At 61.3% G+C, this 15,926-nt stretch carries 16 protein-coding genes; 10 read left to right on the top strand and 6 right to left on the bottom strand.

Annotation, left to right across the window (positions count from 1 at the left end; translation table 11 throughout):
• Window positions 1–221: 221 nt before the first annotated feature.
• The 6 genes from ACW9HX_RS06700 (at window position 222) to ACW9HX_RS06675 (ending at window position 7,920) form a co-directional block, all read left to right on the top strand.
• Window positions 222–2,255 (top strand): ABC transporter permease subunit, encoded by a 2,034-nt coding sequence (locus tag ACW9HX_RS06700; RefSeq protein WP_457380030.1) that lies wholly within the window; start codon window positions 222–224, stop codon window positions 2,253–2,255.
• 15 nt (window positions 2,256–2,270) lie between these two features.
• A complete protein-coding gene (pstA, locus tag ACW9HX_RS06695) occupies window positions 2,271–3,941 on the top strand; it encodes a phosphate ABC transporter permease PstA (protein ID WP_457379960.1) in 1,671 nt (556 codons plus the stop codon).
• An 82-nt stretch (window positions 3,942–4,023) separates the two neighbouring features.
• Window positions 4,024–4,857, top strand: a complete 834-nt coding sequence (pstB, locus tag ACW9HX_RS06690) for a phosphate ABC transporter ATP-binding protein PstB (RefSeq protein ID WP_065258233.1) — start codon at window positions 4,024–4,026, stop codon at window positions 4,855–4,857.
• A gap of 74 nt (window positions 4,858–4,931) precedes the next feature.
• A complete protein-coding gene (phoU, locus tag ACW9HX_RS06685) occupies window positions 4,932–5,693 on the top strand; it encodes a phosphate signaling complex protein PhoU (protein WP_007954334.1) in 762 nt (253 codons plus the stop codon).
• 189 nt (window positions 5,694–5,882) lie between these two features.
• Complete coding sequence (locus ACW9HX_RS06680; RefSeq protein ID WP_096817171.1) at window positions 5,883–6,839, top strand: response regulator; 957 nt, start codon at window positions 5,883–5,885, stop codon at window positions 6,837–6,839.
• Between the two features lie 184 nt (window positions 6,840–7,023).
• Window positions 7,024–7,920, top strand: coding sequence for a peptidoglycan DD-metalloendopeptidase family protein (locus tag ACW9HX_RS06675; protein WP_457379959.1), 897 nt, complete (start codon window positions 7,024–7,026; stop codon window positions 7,918–7,920).
• A 6-nt stretch (window positions 7,921–7,926) separates the two neighbouring features.
• Here ACW9HX_RS06675 and ACW9HX_RS06670 read toward each other — a convergent pair whose 3' ends face one another.
• The 3 genes from ACW9HX_RS06670 to phoB all read right to left on the bottom strand — a co-directional run bounded on the left by ACW9HX_RS06670 (window position 7,927) and on the right by phoB (window position 11,429).
• Entirely contained in the window at window positions 7,927–9,267 is a 1,341-nt protein-coding gene (locus ACW9HX_RS06670) for a hemolysin family protein (RefSeq protein ID WP_096817174.1), read from the bottom strand.
• Between the two features lie 111 nt (window positions 9,268–9,378).
• Window positions 9,379–10,665, bottom strand: a complete 1,287-nt coding sequence (gene phoR, locus ACW9HX_RS06665; protein WP_457380029.1) for a phosphate regulon sensor histidine kinase PhoR — start codon at window positions 10,663–10,665, stop codon at window positions 9,379–9,381.
• A 74-nt stretch (window positions 10,666–10,739) separates the two neighbouring features.
• Entirely contained in the window at window positions 10,740–11,429 is a 690-nt protein-coding gene (gene phoB, locus ACW9HX_RS06660; protein ID WP_007896474.1) for a phosphate regulon transcriptional regulator PhoB, read from the bottom strand.
• Between the two features lie 151 nt (window positions 11,430–11,580).
• On the opposite strand from phoB, the gene ACW9HX_RS06655 reads away from it, so the two are divergent.
• Window positions 11,581–11,964 (top strand): COG4315 family predicted lipoprotein, encoded by a 384-nt coding sequence (locus ACW9HX_RS06655; RefSeq protein ID WP_096817176.1) that lies wholly within the window; start codon window positions 11,581–11,583, stop codon window positions 11,962–11,964.
• Window positions 11,965–12,027: 63 nt separating this feature from the next.
• Here the strand turns inward: ACW9HX_RS06655 and ubiA are convergent, their stop codons facing one another.
• Together ubiA and ACW9HX_RS06645 are read right to left on the bottom strand one after the other, a co-directional pair.
• Window positions 12,028–12,918, bottom strand: a complete 891-nt coding sequence (ubiA, locus tag ACW9HX_RS06650) for a 4-hydroxybenzoate octaprenyltransferase (RefSeq protein ID WP_457379958.1) — start codon at window positions 12,916–12,918, stop codon at window positions 12,028–12,030.
• Window positions 12,918–13,469 carry a chorismate--pyruvate lyase family protein gene (locus ACW9HX_RS06645; protein WP_457379957.1) on the bottom strand — a complete coding sequence of 184 codons (552 nt, stop codon included), beginning with the start codon at window positions 13,467–13,469 and terminating at the stop codon, window positions 12,918–12,920. Before ACW9HX_RS06645 ends, ubiA begins: the two co-directional genes overlap by 1 nt.
• Before the next feature lie 199 nt (window positions 13,470–13,668).
• Here ACW9HX_RS06645 and ACW9HX_RS06640 point away from each other — a divergent pair, with 199 nt between their 5' ends.
• From ACW9HX_RS06640 to ACW9HX_RS06630, 3 genes are all read left to right on the top strand, one after another.
• A complete protein-coding gene (locus ACW9HX_RS06640) occupies window positions 13,669–13,836 on the top strand; it encodes a rubredoxin (RefSeq protein WP_007954349.1) in 168 nt (55 codons plus the stop codon).
• Between the two features lie 20 nt (window positions 13,837–13,856).
• Complete coding sequence (locus ACW9HX_RS06635; RefSeq protein WP_457379956.1) at window positions 13,857–15,005, top strand: NAD(P)/FAD-dependent oxidoreductase; 1,149 nt, start codon at window positions 13,857–13,859, stop codon at window positions 15,003–15,005.
• Window positions 15,006–15,197: 192 nt separating this feature from the next.
• Window positions 15,198–15,473, top strand: a complete 276-nt coding sequence (locus ACW9HX_RS06630; protein ID WP_003213368.1) for an HU family DNA-binding protein — start codon at window positions 15,198–15,200, stop codon at window positions 15,471–15,473.
• Window positions 15,474–15,563: 90 nt separating this feature from the next.
• Here ACW9HX_RS06630 and ACW9HX_RS06625 read toward each other — a convergent pair whose 3' ends face one another.
• On the bottom strand, window positions 15,564–15,917 hold the full coding sequence (locus ACW9HX_RS06625) for a hypothetical protein (protein ID WP_457379955.1): 354 nt from the start codon (window positions 15,915–15,917) through the stop codon (window positions 15,564–15,566).
• Window positions 15,918–15,926: the final 9 nt, after the last annotated feature.

Here is a 15,926-nt window from a genome sequence, read left to right as displayed (position 1 = left end):
CTACGAACCCTCCCAAGCGCATTGACTTCAATACGCCTGAGTTGCAACGCAAGCGCCGCATTCGCGCGCTCAAGGATCGCTTCACCCGCTGGTACGTCCTCGTCGGCGGTCTGGCGGTACTGGCAGCCATCACCCTGATCTTCTTCTTCCTCGCCTACGTCGTCGCGCCATTGTTCAAGGGTGCTGATTTGACCGCGAAAGACGCTATCACCCCAGCCTGGATGCAGGACGCCGGCAAGCCGCTGATGATTTCGCTCGAAGAGCAGAATCAGGTGGCCATGCGCGTTTCCGACAAGGGCCAGGCGCTGTTCTTCGACATCGACAGTGGCGCTGAATTGAAGCGCGTCGATCTGCCTTTGCCGGCAGGCGCCAGTGTGACCTCCATCGGTGAAGACCAGCCGGGTCATCCGCTGGTGGCCGTGGGCCTGTCCAACGGTCAGGCGCTGGTGTTCCGTCACACCTATAAAGTCAGCTACCCGGACGGCAAGAAAACCATCACCCCGGCCATCGAATACCCGTACGGCAACACGCCGATCGCGGTGAACGAAAGCGGCGGGGCGCTGGAGCACGTCAGCCTCAACGCCACCGACTCGACCCTGATGCTGGTTGGCTCCACCGGTTCGCAACTCAATGTGCTGTCGCTGACCAGCGAAGAAAACATGATGACCGGCGAAGTCACCAACGAGCAGAAGCGTATCGATCTGCCGCAGATGACTGAGCCGGTGAAAAACATCTTCGTCGACCCGCGTCAGCAATGGCTCTACGTGATCAACGGCCGTGCCCAGGCCGACGTGTTCAGCCTGCGCGACAAGAGCCTCAACGGTCGCTACAAACTGCTGGAAAACGCTGACGCGCAAGTCACCGCCTCCACCCAGCTGGTGGGCGGTATCTCGCTGATCGTCGGTGATTCCACCGGTGGTCTGGCCCAGTGGTTCATGGCCCGCGACACCGATGGTGAGCTGCGTCTGAAGCAGATCCGCACCTTCCAGATGGGCAAGACGCCGATCGTTGAAATCACCGCCGAAGAGCGCCGCAAAGGCTTCGTTGCCCTGGATGCCAGCGGCAAGCTCGGCGTGTTCCACAGCACCGCGCACCGCACCTTGCTGGTTGATCAGGTGGTCGAAGGTCAGGGCCTGTTTGGTCTGTCGCCTCGCGCCAACCGTGTGATCGTCGAGGCGAACGGCAAGCTGCAACCGCTGCTGCTCGACAACCCGCACCCGGAAGTGTCGTGGAGCGCGTTGTGGAGCAAGGTCTGGTACGAGAACTACGACGAGCCTAAATACGTCTGGCAATCGACCGCCGCCAACACCGATTTCGAACCGAAACTGAGCCTGTCGCCACTGACCTTCGGCACCCTGAAAGCTGCGTTCTACGCGATGCTGCTGGCGGCGCCGCTGGCTGTCGCTGCTGCGATCTACACCGCGTACTTCATGGCCCCGGGCATGCGCCGCAAGGTCAAACCGGTGATCGAGCTGATGGAAGCGATGCCGACGGTGATCCTCGGTTTCTTCGCCGGCCTGTTCCTCGCGCCGTATGTGGAAGGGCACCTGCCGGGCATCTTCAGCCTGCTGATGCTGCTGCCGATCGGCATTCTGGTGGCCGGCTTCACCTTCAGCCGCCTGCCTGAGTCGATCCGCCTGAAAGTTCCGGACGGTTGGGAAAGTGCGCTGCTGATCCCGGTGATCCTGTTCGTGGGCTGGCTGTCGCTGTACATGAGCCCGTTCATGGAGAACTGGTTCTTCGGCGGTGACATGCGCATGTGGATCTCCCACGACCTGGGCATCACCTACGACCAGCGCAACGCTCTGGTGGTCGGTCTGGCCATGGGCTTCGCGGTAATCCCGAACATCTACTCGATCGCAGAAGACGCCGTGTTCAGCGTGCCGCGCGGCCTGACCTTGGGCTCGCTGGCCCTCGGTGCGACGCCTTGGCAGACCATGACTCGCGTGGTGATCCTGACCGCCAGCCCGGGCATCTTCTCGGCGCTGATGATCGGCATGGGCCGTGCGGTCGGCGAAACCATGATCGTGCTGATGGCCACCGGCAACACCCCGGTCATGGAAATGAACCTGTTCGAAGGCCTGCGCACCCTGGCCGCCAACGTCGCGGTGGAAATGCCGGAGTCGGAAGTCGGCGGCAGCCACTACCGCGTGCTGTTCCTCTCGGCGCTGGTGCTGCTGTTGTTCACCTTCGTCATGAACACCCTCGCGGAACTGATTCGTCAGCGTCTGCGCAAGAAATACTCGTCGCTTTAAGAAAGGTAGAAGTCTGTGAAACAGAACTCCCTGAATGGATGGTTCAAGAGCGGCGCCCCGGGCGTCTGGATCAGCGGTGGCGCGGTGTCCATCGCGGTCATCATGACCATTGGCCTGCTGGCGGTGATTGCCGTGCGCGGTCTGGGTCACTTCTGGCCGGCGGATCTGGTGCATGCCAGCTACGACGTGCCGGGCCAGGCCAATCACCTGGTCATCGGCGAAGTGGTGCAGAAAGAAGAAGTGCCGCGTGCACGTCTGAAGAGCGCCGGTCTGCCGGTGCCGGACGCCGGCCCGGAATTCATGACCCGCGAGCTGATCAAGGTCGGCAACCGTGACCTGAACGGCAACGACTTCACCTGGATTGTCGGTGAGTGGCTGACCAACCAGACCACGCCGCCAGAGCTGATGGCGATCGAGCGTCGCGAGTGGGGCAACTTCTACGGCTACCTGGTCAACGTCAAACAGGATGGCAAGGTGATCGCCGAAGGCGAAGCGGCCTGGCCTGAGCTGCAAGCGCGGATCAACCGCGTGAACGGCCTCGCCGCGCAGCTCAAGTCGCTGGAAAAAACCGACATCGGTGCGATCAACGCCGGTCTCGAGCGCATCCGTCTGCACGGTCGCAAACTGGAACTGGAAGGCAAGCTCGACGCCACCGCGCAAGCGGACATGGATGCCGAGCGCGCCGAGCTGAACGCCCGTTATCAAGATGTCGAGGCACGTCTGGCCGATCTGCACGCGCAGTTCAACCGTGACGCTTTGACCGCTCGGGATGCCAACGGCAAGGAAATCGAAATCGGTCTGGGCAAAGTGGTTCACGCCTACCAGCCGAACGCCATGAGCACCTTCACCAAGGTCGGTTTCTACTTCAGCAAGATCTGGGAGTTCCTGTCCGACGATCCACGTGAAGCGAACACCGAAGGCGGGATCTTCCCGGCCATCTTCGGCACCGTGATGATGACCCTGATCATGGCGATGATCGTGACCCCGTTCGGCGTGCTGGCGGCGGTGTACCTGCGTGAATACGCCAAACAGAACACCCTGACCCGGATCATCCGGATCGCGGTGAACAACCTCGCGGGTGTTCCGGCGATCGTGTACGGCGTGTTCGGTCTGGGCTTCTTCGTTTACGTGCTGGGTGGTTCGGTCGACCGCTTGTTCTTCCCGGAAGCGCTGCCGGCGCCGACCTTCGGTACGCCGGGTCTGCTCTGGGCTTCGTTGACCCTGGCGCTGCTGGCGGTGCCGGTGGTGATCGTGGCCACCGAAGAAGGCCTGGCGCGTATTCCTCGCACCGTGCGTGAGGGCTCGCTGGCCCTCGGCGCGACCAAGGCTGAAACCCTGTGGAAGATCGTGATCCCGATGGCCAGCCCGGCGATGATGACCGGCATGATCCTCGCCGTGGCTCGCGCCGCCGGTGAAGTGGCGCCGCTGATGCTGGTGGGTGTGGTGAAACTGGCGCCGTCGCTGCCGGTGGATGGCAACTATCCGTACTTGCACCTGGACCAGAAGATCATGCACCTGGGCTTCCATATTTATGACGTCGGCTTCCAGAGCCCGAACGTCGAAGCCGCACGACCGCTGGTGTACGCCACCGCGTTGCTGCTGGTGCTGGTGATTGCGGTGCTCAACCTGTCGGCAGTGTGGATTCGTAACCACCTGCGCGAGAAGTACAAGGCACTGGACAGCTGATCGCCGTTACAAGAATTGAAGGGCTGCCGGCCTGATTCCCGGCAGCCAACCGAACCGAATTTGTTAGCACAGGGAGCCTCCCATGCAGCACGAAACACATACCCACGGCATCAACATGTCTGCCCTGGGCCGCGACAAGCAGAGCCTGAACCTCGAGCAGGAAACCGTGGCCATCGAAGTGCCGGGCCTGAGCCTGTTCTACGGCGAGAAACAAGCGCTGTACGACGTCAGCATGAACATTCCGAAACAGCGCGTGACCGCCTTTATCGGCCCGTCCGGCTGCGGCAAGTCCACGCTGCTGCGTACCTTCAACCGCATGAACGACCTGGTGGACGGCTGCCGCGTCGAAGGCGCGATCAACCTCTACGGCAACAACATCTACCGCAAGGGCGAGGACGTGGCCGAGCTGCGTCGCCGGGTCGGCATGGTGTTCCAGAAGCCTAACCCGTTCCCGAAGACCATCTACGAGAACGTGGTCTACGGCCTGCGCATCCAGGGCATCAACAAGAAACGCATCCTCGACGAAGCCGTCGAGTGGGCGTTGAAAGGCGCGGCCCTGTGGGACGAAGTGAAAGACCGCCTGCATGACTCGGCCCTTGGCCTGTCCGGCGGTCAGCAGCAACGTCTGGTGATCGCCCGTACCATCGCCGTGGAACCGGAAGTGCTGCTGCTCGACGAACCGTGCTCGGCACTCGACCCGATCTCGACCCTGAAAGTCGAAGAGCTGATCTACGAGCTCAAGTCCAAGTTCACCATCGTCATCGTGACCCACAACATGCAGCAGGCGGCGCGGGTGTCCGACTACACGGCGTTCATGTACATGGGCAAACTGGTTGAATTCGGCGATACCGATACCCTGTTCACCAATCCGGCCAAGAAGCAGACCGAAGACTACATCACCGGTCGTTACGGCTAGCAGACGCTGGTTGTCGCTCACTGAATTGACGCTGCGGCCCGCCGCACCTTACCGGACGCTCCAAGGACGCCAACATGATTAGTAAAGAAGGCCTTACCCACCACATTTCCGCGCAGTTCAACGCCGAACTGGAAGAAGTGCGCAGCCACCTCCTGGCCATGGGCGGGCTGGTCGAGAAGCAGGTCAACGACGCGGTCACCGCGCTGATCGAAGCCGACTCGGGCCTGGCCCAGCAAGTGCGCGAGATCGACGACCAGATCAACCAGATGGAACGCAACATCGACGAAGAATGCCTGCGCATTCTGGCCCGTCGTCAGCCGGCGGCGTCCGACCTGCGTCTGATCATCAGCATTTCCAAGTCGGTGATCGACCTGGAGCGCATCGGCGACGAAGCGACCAAGATCGCCCGTCGTGCGATTCAGCTGTGCGAGGAAGGTGAAGCGCCGCGCGGTTACGTCGAAGTGCGTCACATCGGCGACCAGGTGCGCAATATGGTCCGTGATGCGCTGGACGCATTTGCCCGTTTCGACGCCGATCTGGCGTTGTCGGTGGCGCAGTACGACAAGATCATCGACCGCGAATACAAGACCGCCCTGCGCGAGCTGGCGACCTACATGATGGAAGACCCACGCTCTATCTCGCGGGTCTTGAGCATTATCTGGGTGCTGCGTTCGCTGGAGCGGATCGGCGATCATGCCCGCAACATCTCCGAGCTGGTGATCTACCTGGTACGCGGCACCGACGTGCGCCACATGGGCCTCAAGCGCATGAAGGAAGAAGTTGAAGGGACAAGCGGCGAAACCGCTAATGTTCCGGGCGATGCTGACGATAAGTAAGATTGCCTGAGAAAAGCGCCCGGCCCTTTGGCCGGGCGTTTTTGTTTCTGCTTTTCACAGGCAGATCCGAATTAAAAAACGAATTAAAAAGCAGCACCCGCGAACGAAAAGTCCCGGCGTGACTGAAGAGTTTTGGCAATGTGCCATCAGCCAGCGTTATGCTTGCCGGGATTTTAATAGGGGTGTTGGATGAGCAAGATCAGTGTGTTGGTCGTGGACGATGCATCGTTCATTCGTGACCTGGTGAAAAAGTGCCTGCGTAATTACTTCCCGGGGATCCGCACCGAGGACGCCGTCAACGGTAAAAAGGCCCAGGCCATGCTGGCCAAGGAAGCGTTCGACCTGGTCCTGTGCGACTGGGAAATGCCGGAAATGTCCGGCCTCGAACTGCTGACCTGGTGCCGTGAGCAGGACAACCTCAAGACCATGCCTTTCGTCATGGTCACCAGCCGTGGCGACAAGGAAAACGTGGTACAGGCGATTCAGGCCGGCGTTTCCGGCTACGTCAGCAAGCCGTTCACCAACGAGCAACTGCTGACCAAGGTCAAGCAGGCCCTGAACAAGGTGGGCAAGCTCGACACCCTGATGAACAGCGCCCCGACCAAGATGAACTCGGCGTTCGGCAACGACTCCCTGAGCGCGTTGACGGGCGGCAAGGCTGCGGTCATCGGTTCCGCACCGGCGGCGGCTCCCGTGAATCCGTTTGCCAAGCCTGCTGCGGCGGCCCCGGCACCTGCCGCCGCGCCACAGCGTGGTCTGCTCAACAGCCCGCCGGTGAAAGCACCGGCAGCCTCCGCGGCGCCGGCCAGCGGTCGTGGCCAGGGCCAACTGCGCCTGCCAAGCGGCACCCAGCAATGCGTGATCAAGGCCCTGAGCATCAAGGAAGCGCTGCTGGTGGTGAAACGCACCGATACCCTGCCACAGATCCTCGACAGCGCCGTGCTCGATCTGGAGCAGGGCGACAACGCCGAAATCGCCCGCCTCAACGGCTACCTGCACGCCATCGTGGCGCATGAGCAGAAAGCCGACAGCGACTGGCTGCAACTGACTTTCCGTTTCGTCGACCAGGACGCGCAGAAGCTCGACTACATCTCCCGCCTGATCGCTCGCGGCACGGCGCAGAAGCACTTCGTTCCGGGCGCGTAAGCGTCGCGGCCAAAAAGGTCGCAGCCTGTGGCATCCCCGCAACGGATCGTATTCCAATGCGGGGAGTACCCGGGCTGCGACCTTTTGTTTTGTGCTGTGCCAAATTTGAAACATCTGTCGACTAGCCTGGTCTGCTTCAGCTGCTAGGCTCATTCCCAGGCCTTTCTCGACAGAAGTTTTGCCCATGCCCCTGCGCCTGCTGTTTTTCTGTGGTCTGTTCATGGCCTCCACCTCGACTGTGGCCATGACGATCTACAAGTCCACCGATGCCAACGGAGTGGTTTCGTACAGCGACCGTCCGAGCAAAGGCTCCCAGGTGTTCGTGTTTCAGGACCGGATGGTCGAGCGCCTGGAGCGTCAGGTCTATCTCGACATCAAGAAGCAGAAGGGCACGGACGTGGTGTTCGTGCGCAACGACTTGTACGCGCCGGTCGAGGTTGCACTGGCGTTTACCGGGATGAGCAATGTGCGTGGCGCACCGACGGAAACGATCCGTCGGGTGCTGCCGGCACGCAGCAACACGCGGCTGGCATTGCTGACGGCGGTGTCCGGCGGCAAGCCGCTGGTGTACACGCCGATGTTCCAGTATTCCCTCGGTGACCCTGCTGGCGCCGCTCAGAGCTATCGCTATCCGTTTCCGTGGCGTGGCGGGCCGTTCCGTCTGAGTCAGGGCGCCAATGGCGACTACAGCCACTATGGGCCGAAGAACAAATACGCGATGGACATCGCCATGCCGGTGGGGACGCCGATCATCGCTGCGCGGGCTGGCGTGGTGGTGAAGACCGAGAATGCCCAGAGCGGGCGCGGCACCGATCCTTCCGGCAACTTTGTGCGGGTGCTGCACGACGACGGCACGATGGGCGTGTACCTGCACCTCAAACAAGGGTCGGTGAGTGTACGGGAAGGTCAGCGAGTGGCGGTGGGCAGTCCGCTGGCGCTGTCCGGCAACACCGGCAACAGCAGCGGCCCGCACCTGCACTTCGTGGTACAGCGCAATACAGGAGGGGGGCTGGTATCGATTCCGTATCAGTTCAACCAGCCGTTGGGGGCATTGCCCAACTTTGCGTTGGGCAAGCGGTAATCCCCGTCAGTCGAGCATCAGCACCTTGGCCAGAATGATCTTCGGACCTTTCATCTTCTTGATGATGATCCGCAGGCCTTCGACTTCCAGTACTTCTTCCTCTTCCGGCACCCGTTTCAGGGTTTCGTAGATCAACCCGGCGAGGGTTTCGGCTTCGATGTGATCCAGGTCGATACCCAGCAGGCGCTCGACCTTGAACAGCGGTGTATCGCCCCGTACCAGCAACTTGCCCGGCTGGTAGGCGAGGATGCCGCGCTCGGCCTTGCGGTGTTCGTCCTGGATGTCGCCGACCAGCACTTCAAGCACGTCTTCCATGGTCAGGTAGCCGATGATGTTGCCATCGGCCTCTTCGACCACGGCGAAGTGCGAGCCGCCCTTGCGGAACTGTTCCAACAGTTGTGACAGCGGCATGTGCCGCGACACGCGCTCCAGCGGACGGGTCAGCTCGGCGAGGTTGAACGACTCGGGGATGTGATCCAGCGCCGCCAGCTCCAGCAGCAGATCCTTGATATGCAGCAGGCCGACGAACTCCTGGCGCTCGCTGTCGTACACCGGATAACGGCTGAACTTGTGGCGACGGAACATCGCCAGGATTTCTTTCAGCGGGGCGTTGAACTCAAGGGTGATCAGGTCTTCCCGGGAGTTGGCCCAGTCGACCACTTCCAGCTCGCCCATTTCCACCGCCGAGGCCAGCACGCGCATGCCCTGGTCGCTCGGATCCTGGCCACGACTGGAATGCAGGATCAGCTTCAGTTCTTCGCGGCTGTAGTGGTGCTCGTGATGCGGGCCGGGTTCACCTTGACCCGCGATGCGCAGGATGGTGTTGGCGCTGGCGTTGAGCAGGTAGATCGCCGGGTACATGGCCCAGTAGAACAGGTACAGCGGCACCGCCGTCCACAACGACAGCAGCTCGGGTTTGCGGATCGCCCAGGATTTGGGGGCGAGTTCGCCGACCACGATGTGCAGGTAGGAAATGATGAAGAACGCCGTGAAGAACGAGATGCCTTTGACGACTTCGGCCGACTGTACGCCGACCGCGCTCAGCAGCGGCTCTAGGATGTGCGCGAACGCCGGCTCACCGACCCAGCCCAGGCCGAGGGAGGCAAGGGTGATACCGAGCTGGCACGCCGAGAGGTACGCATCGAGCTGACTGTGCACCGTGCGCAGGATATGCCCGCGCCAGCCGTGCTGTTCAGCGATGGCTTCGACCCGGGTCGAGCGCAGTTTGACCATGGCGAATTCCGCCGCAACGAAGAAGCCGTTGAGCAGAACCAGGATCAGAGCGAAAAGAATCATGCCGAAATCGGCGAAAATTGTTGCGAGGGACAAGCCAGGGGAAGGGTCCATGATGGAGTTTTGCGGGTTCCGTGTGATTCAAAAGAGAGAAAATTTCGCGCCTGAAAGGCAGGCGCAAGTCAGCCAATGTAGCGGCTGACCTGGCGATTGCCTAGTCCGGCATTACTCAGCGGCGCTGATGACCCGTGCCTGGGCGACCTGTGCCGGGGCGAAATGGCAGGTGAACGTGCTGCCGTGGCCGGGCACACTGCTGATCTCCATCCGTGCGCGATGGCGCAACAACACGTGTTTGACGATGGCCAGGCCCAGGCCCGTGCCGCCGGTGTTGGAGTTGCGGCTGGAGTCGACGCGGTAGAAGCGTTCGGTCAGGCGCGGCAGGTGTTTGCTGTCGATACCGATCCCGGAATCCTGCACGCTCAGGTGCGCGCCCTGATCGTCGCCCCACCAGCGGATGCGGATATTGCCTTCGGCCGGGGTGTACTTGACGGCGTTGAACACCAGGTTGGAAAACGCACTGCGCAGTTCTGCCTCGCTGCCCTTGAGCAGGATTCTGGCGTCGGCTTCCAGGGTGATTTTCTGATTCTTCGACCCCGACAACTGCTGTGCATCGCTCTTGATCGACTGCAACAGAGTGTCGATATGTACGGGCTGGTTGTCCGACGGGTAATCGGTGGCTTCCAGTTTGGCCAGCAGCAGCAAGTCGTTGAGCAGGGTCTGCATGCGACCGCCCTGTTGCTGCATCTGCTGCAGGGCCCTGCTCCAGCGCGGGTTCACTTCCTCGACGTTGTCGAGCAGAGTTTCCAGATAGCCACAGATCACCGTCAGCGGGGTGCGCAGCTCGTGGGAGACGTTGGCGATGAAGTCTTTGCGCATCTGTTCCAGCTGATGGATACGCGTGACGTCGCGCACCAGCATCAAGTGTTCGTTGTTGCCGTAGCGCGTGAGGTACATCTGGATGCGCACGCGGTCGTTGGTCGGCGACGGGATCTCCAGCGGCTCGGCGTAGCTTTCCTGCTCGAAGTATTCCTTGAAGCGCGGATGGCGAACCAGGTTGGTCACCGGTTGGCCGCTGTCCTGCGGGGTTTTCAAGCCGAGCAGGGTTTCGGCGGCGCGGTTCCACCATTCCAGGTTGCCGTCGCTGTCGAGCATGATCACCGCGTCTTTCAGCGCGGCGGTGGACTCCTGAACACGGTCGATCACCGCTTGCAGGCGTCCGCGTACCCGTTGGTCGCGGCGTTGCAGGTGGTAGATGCTGTCGAAAACTTCGCCCCACAGACCGTAGCCATCGGGCGGTGCTTCATCGGGTTGGTGCAGGCGCAGCCATTCGTGCAGGCGTAGCAGCTGCTTGAGCGTCCAGGCCAGGTACAGGCCCAGTCCCGCCGCCAGGCTCCAGCCGTAGTAGCCGGTGATCAGGCCGATCACCAGGCAGCCGGTGACCAGCAACAGCATGTGGCGAATCAGGGTGCCATGCCAGTTTTGATTCACGGGAAATACGGTCCTTGTCAGCGAGTCTGGCGGTCGGCTCAGGCCTTGGTGGAGAACCGATAGCCGGTGCCACGCACGGTTTGTACCAGATTTTCGTAGGCGTCGCCGAGGGCCTTGCGCAGGCGCCGGATGTGTACGTCGACGGTGCGCTCTTCAACATAGACGTTGCCGCCCCAGACCTGGTCCAGCAACTGGCCACGGGTGTAGGCGCGTTCCTGGTGAGTCATGAAGAATTGCAGCAGACGGTATTCGGTCGGACCCATCTCGGCAGGTTTGCCGTCGATGGTCACGCGGTGGCTGATCGGGTCGAGCAGCAGGCCGCCGACTTCGATCGGTGCTTCGCCATCGGTCGGGCCGGCGCGACGCAGCACGGCCTTGAGGCGTGCCACCAGTTCGCGTGGGGAAAACGGTTTGGTGATGTAGTCGTCGGCGCCGACTTCCAGACCCTGGATCTTGTTGTCCTCTTCGCCCTTGGCGGTGAGCATGATGATCGGGATGTCCCCGGTCAGCTCGTCACGCTTGAGGCGGCGGGCCAGCTCGATGCCGGAGGTGCCAGGCAGCATCCAGTCGAGCAGGATCAGATCCGGTTTGCGGTCGACGATAATGGCGTGCGCCTGCTGCGAGTTCTCTGCCTCGAGGCAGTCATAGCCGGCCATTTCCAACGCAACGGCGATCATTTCGCGAATGGGCGCTTCGTCGTCGACGATCAGAATGCTCCTGCCAACCATGCCTTAATCCTCTTGTCATTTAACTGTCTTGCGCCGCATTAGATAACGGAATTATTGCAGTCGTGTGACAGTATTTTAGTCCGGCGGCGATTGTGCAAATCCTGAACTAAGCTCTAAGTCCGAATCCTGACAACCACAAAAGAAGGTTTCCATGACACAAATGACTGCTTCCTTTAAAGCACTGCTGATGGCCGCTGCCCTGACTCTGCCCGGACTTGCGATGGCGGCCGAGCCGGCGATGATGAAAGACGGCATGATGGTCGATCACAAAGGCATGACCGTTTATACGTTCGACAAGGACGCGGGCGGCAAGTCGATGTGCAACGGTGATTGCGCCAAGAACTGGCCACCGATGATGGCTCCGGCGGGCGCCAAGGCCGAAGGCAAGTGGACGGTCATCAAGCGCGATGACGGCATGATGCAGTACGCCTACGACGGCAAGCCGTTGTACACCTTCATGAAGGACGAGAAGCCTGGAGAAATGAAGGGCGATGGTATGAAGGACGTGTGGCACGTGGTTCACGAGCACAAGTAAGCCATCGGCAGTGAAACTGGATCGCGGCCCGCAGGCATTGCCTCGGGCCGCGATGCTTTGAGGTCAGCGCAACGCGTAATCCAGCACGATCCCGACGAAAATCGCCAGCCCGGCCCAGTGGTTGTGCAGGAACGCCTTGAAGCAGCGCATCCGGTCCCGGTCACGGGTGTACCAGAACTCCCAGGCATAACACCCGGCCGCTACCAGCAGGCCGAGGTGGAACCACATGCCCAACTCGAATTTCGACCCAGCCAGCAACAGACAGCCCAGCGACAGAACCTGCAAGGTCAGGATGATCACCCGGTCCGCCTCGCCGAACAGGATCGCCGTGGATTTCACGCCGATCTTCAGGTCATCGTCGCGGTCGGTCATCGCGTAATAAGTGTCGTAACCCACGGTCCACAGCAGGTTGGCGATCCACAGTAGCCAGGCCGTCGCCGGCAACTCACCGGTTTCGGCGGTGAACGCCATCGGCATGCCCCAGGAAAACGCCGCGCCCAGCACCACCTGCGGGTAATAGGTGTAGCGCTTCATGAACGGATAAGTGAACGCCAGCGCCAGGCCACCCAGCGACAGCCAGATCGTCGCGGCATTGGTGCACAGCACCAGCAGGAAACTCACGCCCATCAGCAGCGCGAAGAACACCAGCGCCTCTTTCGAGCTGATCTTGCCGGCAGCAATAGGTCGCTGGGCGGTGCGTTTGACGTGACCGTCGACCTTGCGGTCGGCCCAATCGTTGATCACGCAGCCGCCGGCGCGGGTCAGCACCACGCCGAGGACGAAAATCACGACGTTGGCCAGTGATGGCGAGCCTTTGCCGGCAATCCACAGGGCCCAGAGTGTTGGCCACAACAGCAGATAAATGCCGATCGGCTTGTCCATCCGGGTCAGCTGGATGAAGTCCCAGGCGCGTGGGTTCAGGCGATTCAGGGATTTGAGCAGACTTTGGTACATCAGCAGTTCTCCGGGCGGGCGCGGACGGCTTCCCACAGCGTAGGCAGGAAAATCTCCGCCACCAGTACGCTCAATGCACCACGGTCGAAACGCGAACGGCGACCCCACAGACCGGTGGCCCGGGAATCCTCGGGCAGCCAGTGTTCCGGGTAATGGCAGACTTCGATGGCGCGCCGTTGGAACGCGTGATCGCAGAACAGCAGTTCGCCCAGCGAGCGGCTGCCCAGCTCATCCATATGCAACCCGTCGCCCTGCAAGGCGCTGCGCGACGCCACGCTGCGGGCAAACACCCAGGCTTCGCCATGACCGCGCAAATACACTTCGCGCACCCAGCCTTCGCTGCCTTCGGCCAGGTCCAGCGCCGCGCATTCGTCGTCGCGCAGGGTCTGCCAGCCTTCGAACAGAGGTGTGACACTGAAGCCGTCATCGGACAGACAGGTCAGGCGGCGGGTCAGGGAGCCTTCGTCGAACAACCAGTCGAGCGTGGACGTGTCTGGGAGGGGTGTCAGGTGGCTTTGCGGGCACCACAGCGGGGCATTTTTGAGTTGCACAATGAGTCAGTATTGGCAGCAAATGAGGCGGCGAGCTTACCATGGCGAACCGCGAGTTTGATTGATCCGGGCCGCCATTGCGCCGAACAGGCTTGCATCTGGCCGGTACGATCAGTACAAAACGCCCTGAGCCGGACGGCAGCGCTGCACCATCGACCGTCCGTGCCGGCTAAAGCCTGAATCCTGAGGAAGTACCTGAATGAAGAAGTGGCAATGTGTGGTCTGCGGCCTGATCTATAACGAAGCCGACGGCTGGCCGGACGACGGCATCGCGCCGGGCACCCTGTGGCAGGACGTGCCGGAAGACTGGCTGTGCCCGGACTGCGGCGTCGGCAAGATGGACTTCGAAATGATCGAAATCAACTGAGAACCCACAAGGAGTAAGGCATGAGCGCACCTGTCGTAATCGTTGGCACCGGGCTTGCGGGTTACAACCTGGCCCGCGAGTTTCGCAAACTCGATGGCGAAACCCCGCTGCTGTTGATTACCGCCGATGACGGTCGTTCCTACTCCAAGCCGATGCTCTCCACCGGCTTCGGCAAGAACAAGGACGCCGATGGCCTGAGCATGGCCGAACCTGGGGCCATGGCCGAGCAGTTGAAGGCCGAGATCCGCACTCACACCCGCATCAGCGGTATCGACGCGGGCCACAAGCGTCTGTGGATCGGTGAGGAAGCGGTGAACTATCGCGACCTGATCCTCGCCTGGGGCGCGGAAACCGTGCGTGTGCCGATCGAAGGCGATGGCGGGGATCTGGTGTTCCCGATCAACGATCTCGAAGACTACGCCCGTTTTCGCGCCGCAGCGGCCGGCAAGCGTCGAGTTTTGCTGCTCGGTGCCGGTCTGATCGGCTGCGAGTTTGCCAACGACCTGATTCTCGGCGGCTACGAGGTGCAACTGGTTGCACCGTGCGAACAGGTTATGCCGACCCTGTTGCACCCGGCCGCTGCGGCAGCGGTGCAGGCCGGGCTGGAAAGCCTCGGTGCGCGTTTCCATCTCGGCCCGGTGCTGACCCGACTGCAAAAAGTCGCTGATGGGCTGGAAGCCCACCTGTCCGACGGCCAGGTTGTCCCTTGCGATGTGGTGGTCTCGGCCATCGGTCTGCGCCCGCGAATCGATCTGGCGGCGGCTGCCGGTATCCAGACCAATCGCGGCGTGATGGTCGACCGTCATCTGCAAACTTCCCACGCCAACATTTATGCCCTGGGTGACTGCGCCGAGGTCGACGGGCTGAATCTTCTGTACGTAATGCCCCTCATGAGTTGTGCGCGAGCGCTGGCACAGACCCTGGCCGGCAACCCGACCGTGGTGAACTACGGACCGATGCCGATCACCGTGAAAACCCCGGTCTGCCCGCTGGTGGTTTCGCCGCCGCCACGGGGCCGCGAAGGTGTCTGGACCGTCGAAGGGCAGGGCGGCGACGTCAAGGCGCTGTGTCACGACGCGCAAGGGCAACTGCTCGGTTATGCCCTGACGGGCGCGGCGGTGATGGAAAAACTTGCGCTGAACAAACAGCTTCCGGCCCTGCTGGCGTAAATACTGGTCGTTCTGTCGGAATCACCCCGCTTTTGCCCCCACAAAGGTCGCGGGGAGACTGGCGCCGCCCTTAACCGCGTGCCATCCTCACTCCCGTCTGCCGCAGAGTAGAGCCTGCGGCGCCTTGGGCGCTGTTCCAACGAGAGCAGCACGGACATAACAACAAAAAACCGACTCAAAGGGGCTTCACTAATGCGTAAACCAGAACTCGCCGCTGCAATCGCTGAAAAAGCGGATCTGACCAAAGAGCAGGCCAACCGCGTTCTCAACGCTGTTCTCGAAGAAATCACCGGCGCCCTGCACCGTAAGGACAGCGTCACGCTGGTGGGCTTCGGCACCTTCCTGCAACGCCATCGCGGTGCCCGCACCGGCAAAAACCCGCAAACCGGTGAGCCGGTGAAGATCAAGGCCAGCAACACTGTTGCGTTCAAGCCAGGCAAGTCGTTGAAAGACAGCGTCAATCCGTAATTGCGGCGAACTCCCTGAGTAACGGGGAGAACCGTAATGAAAAAAATGGGCACACCGATTGCGGTCGGGTGCCCATTTTTTGTGGCTGGGTTATTTCCGAAAACAAGCTTTGCCGTTGCCGAAATCCACTGCCAGGCAATTGGGTTCGATGGCGAGTTGCAGATCCTCAAACAAAGCGGATAAATCGTTGCTGGAAGAGGCTTTGGTTTCGCTTTTCAGTGTCAACGTGCTGTTTTCTACATGCCATGTGCCTTTGGCAAAGCCGTCAGCGCTGCCATACGCCACGCCTGCGTCAAAGGTTCCGTCCTTGCGCAGCAGCAGTTCCGCGCCCATCTCCATGGCACCGTGCAGAAAATAATGACCATCCAGCGGCGGGGCATCCGCGGACGCCTCAGTAGCAGGCAGCAACAGCAGTGCCGTGAGAAACAGTGGTTTCAATTCCATGAGTTATTG

It is taken from the genome of Pseudomonas sp. SDO52101_S400, from assembly GCF_054071635.1.
Note: the sequence above shows the minus strand (reverse complement) of the source record. Positions and strands in the feature narration are given on the sequence as shown.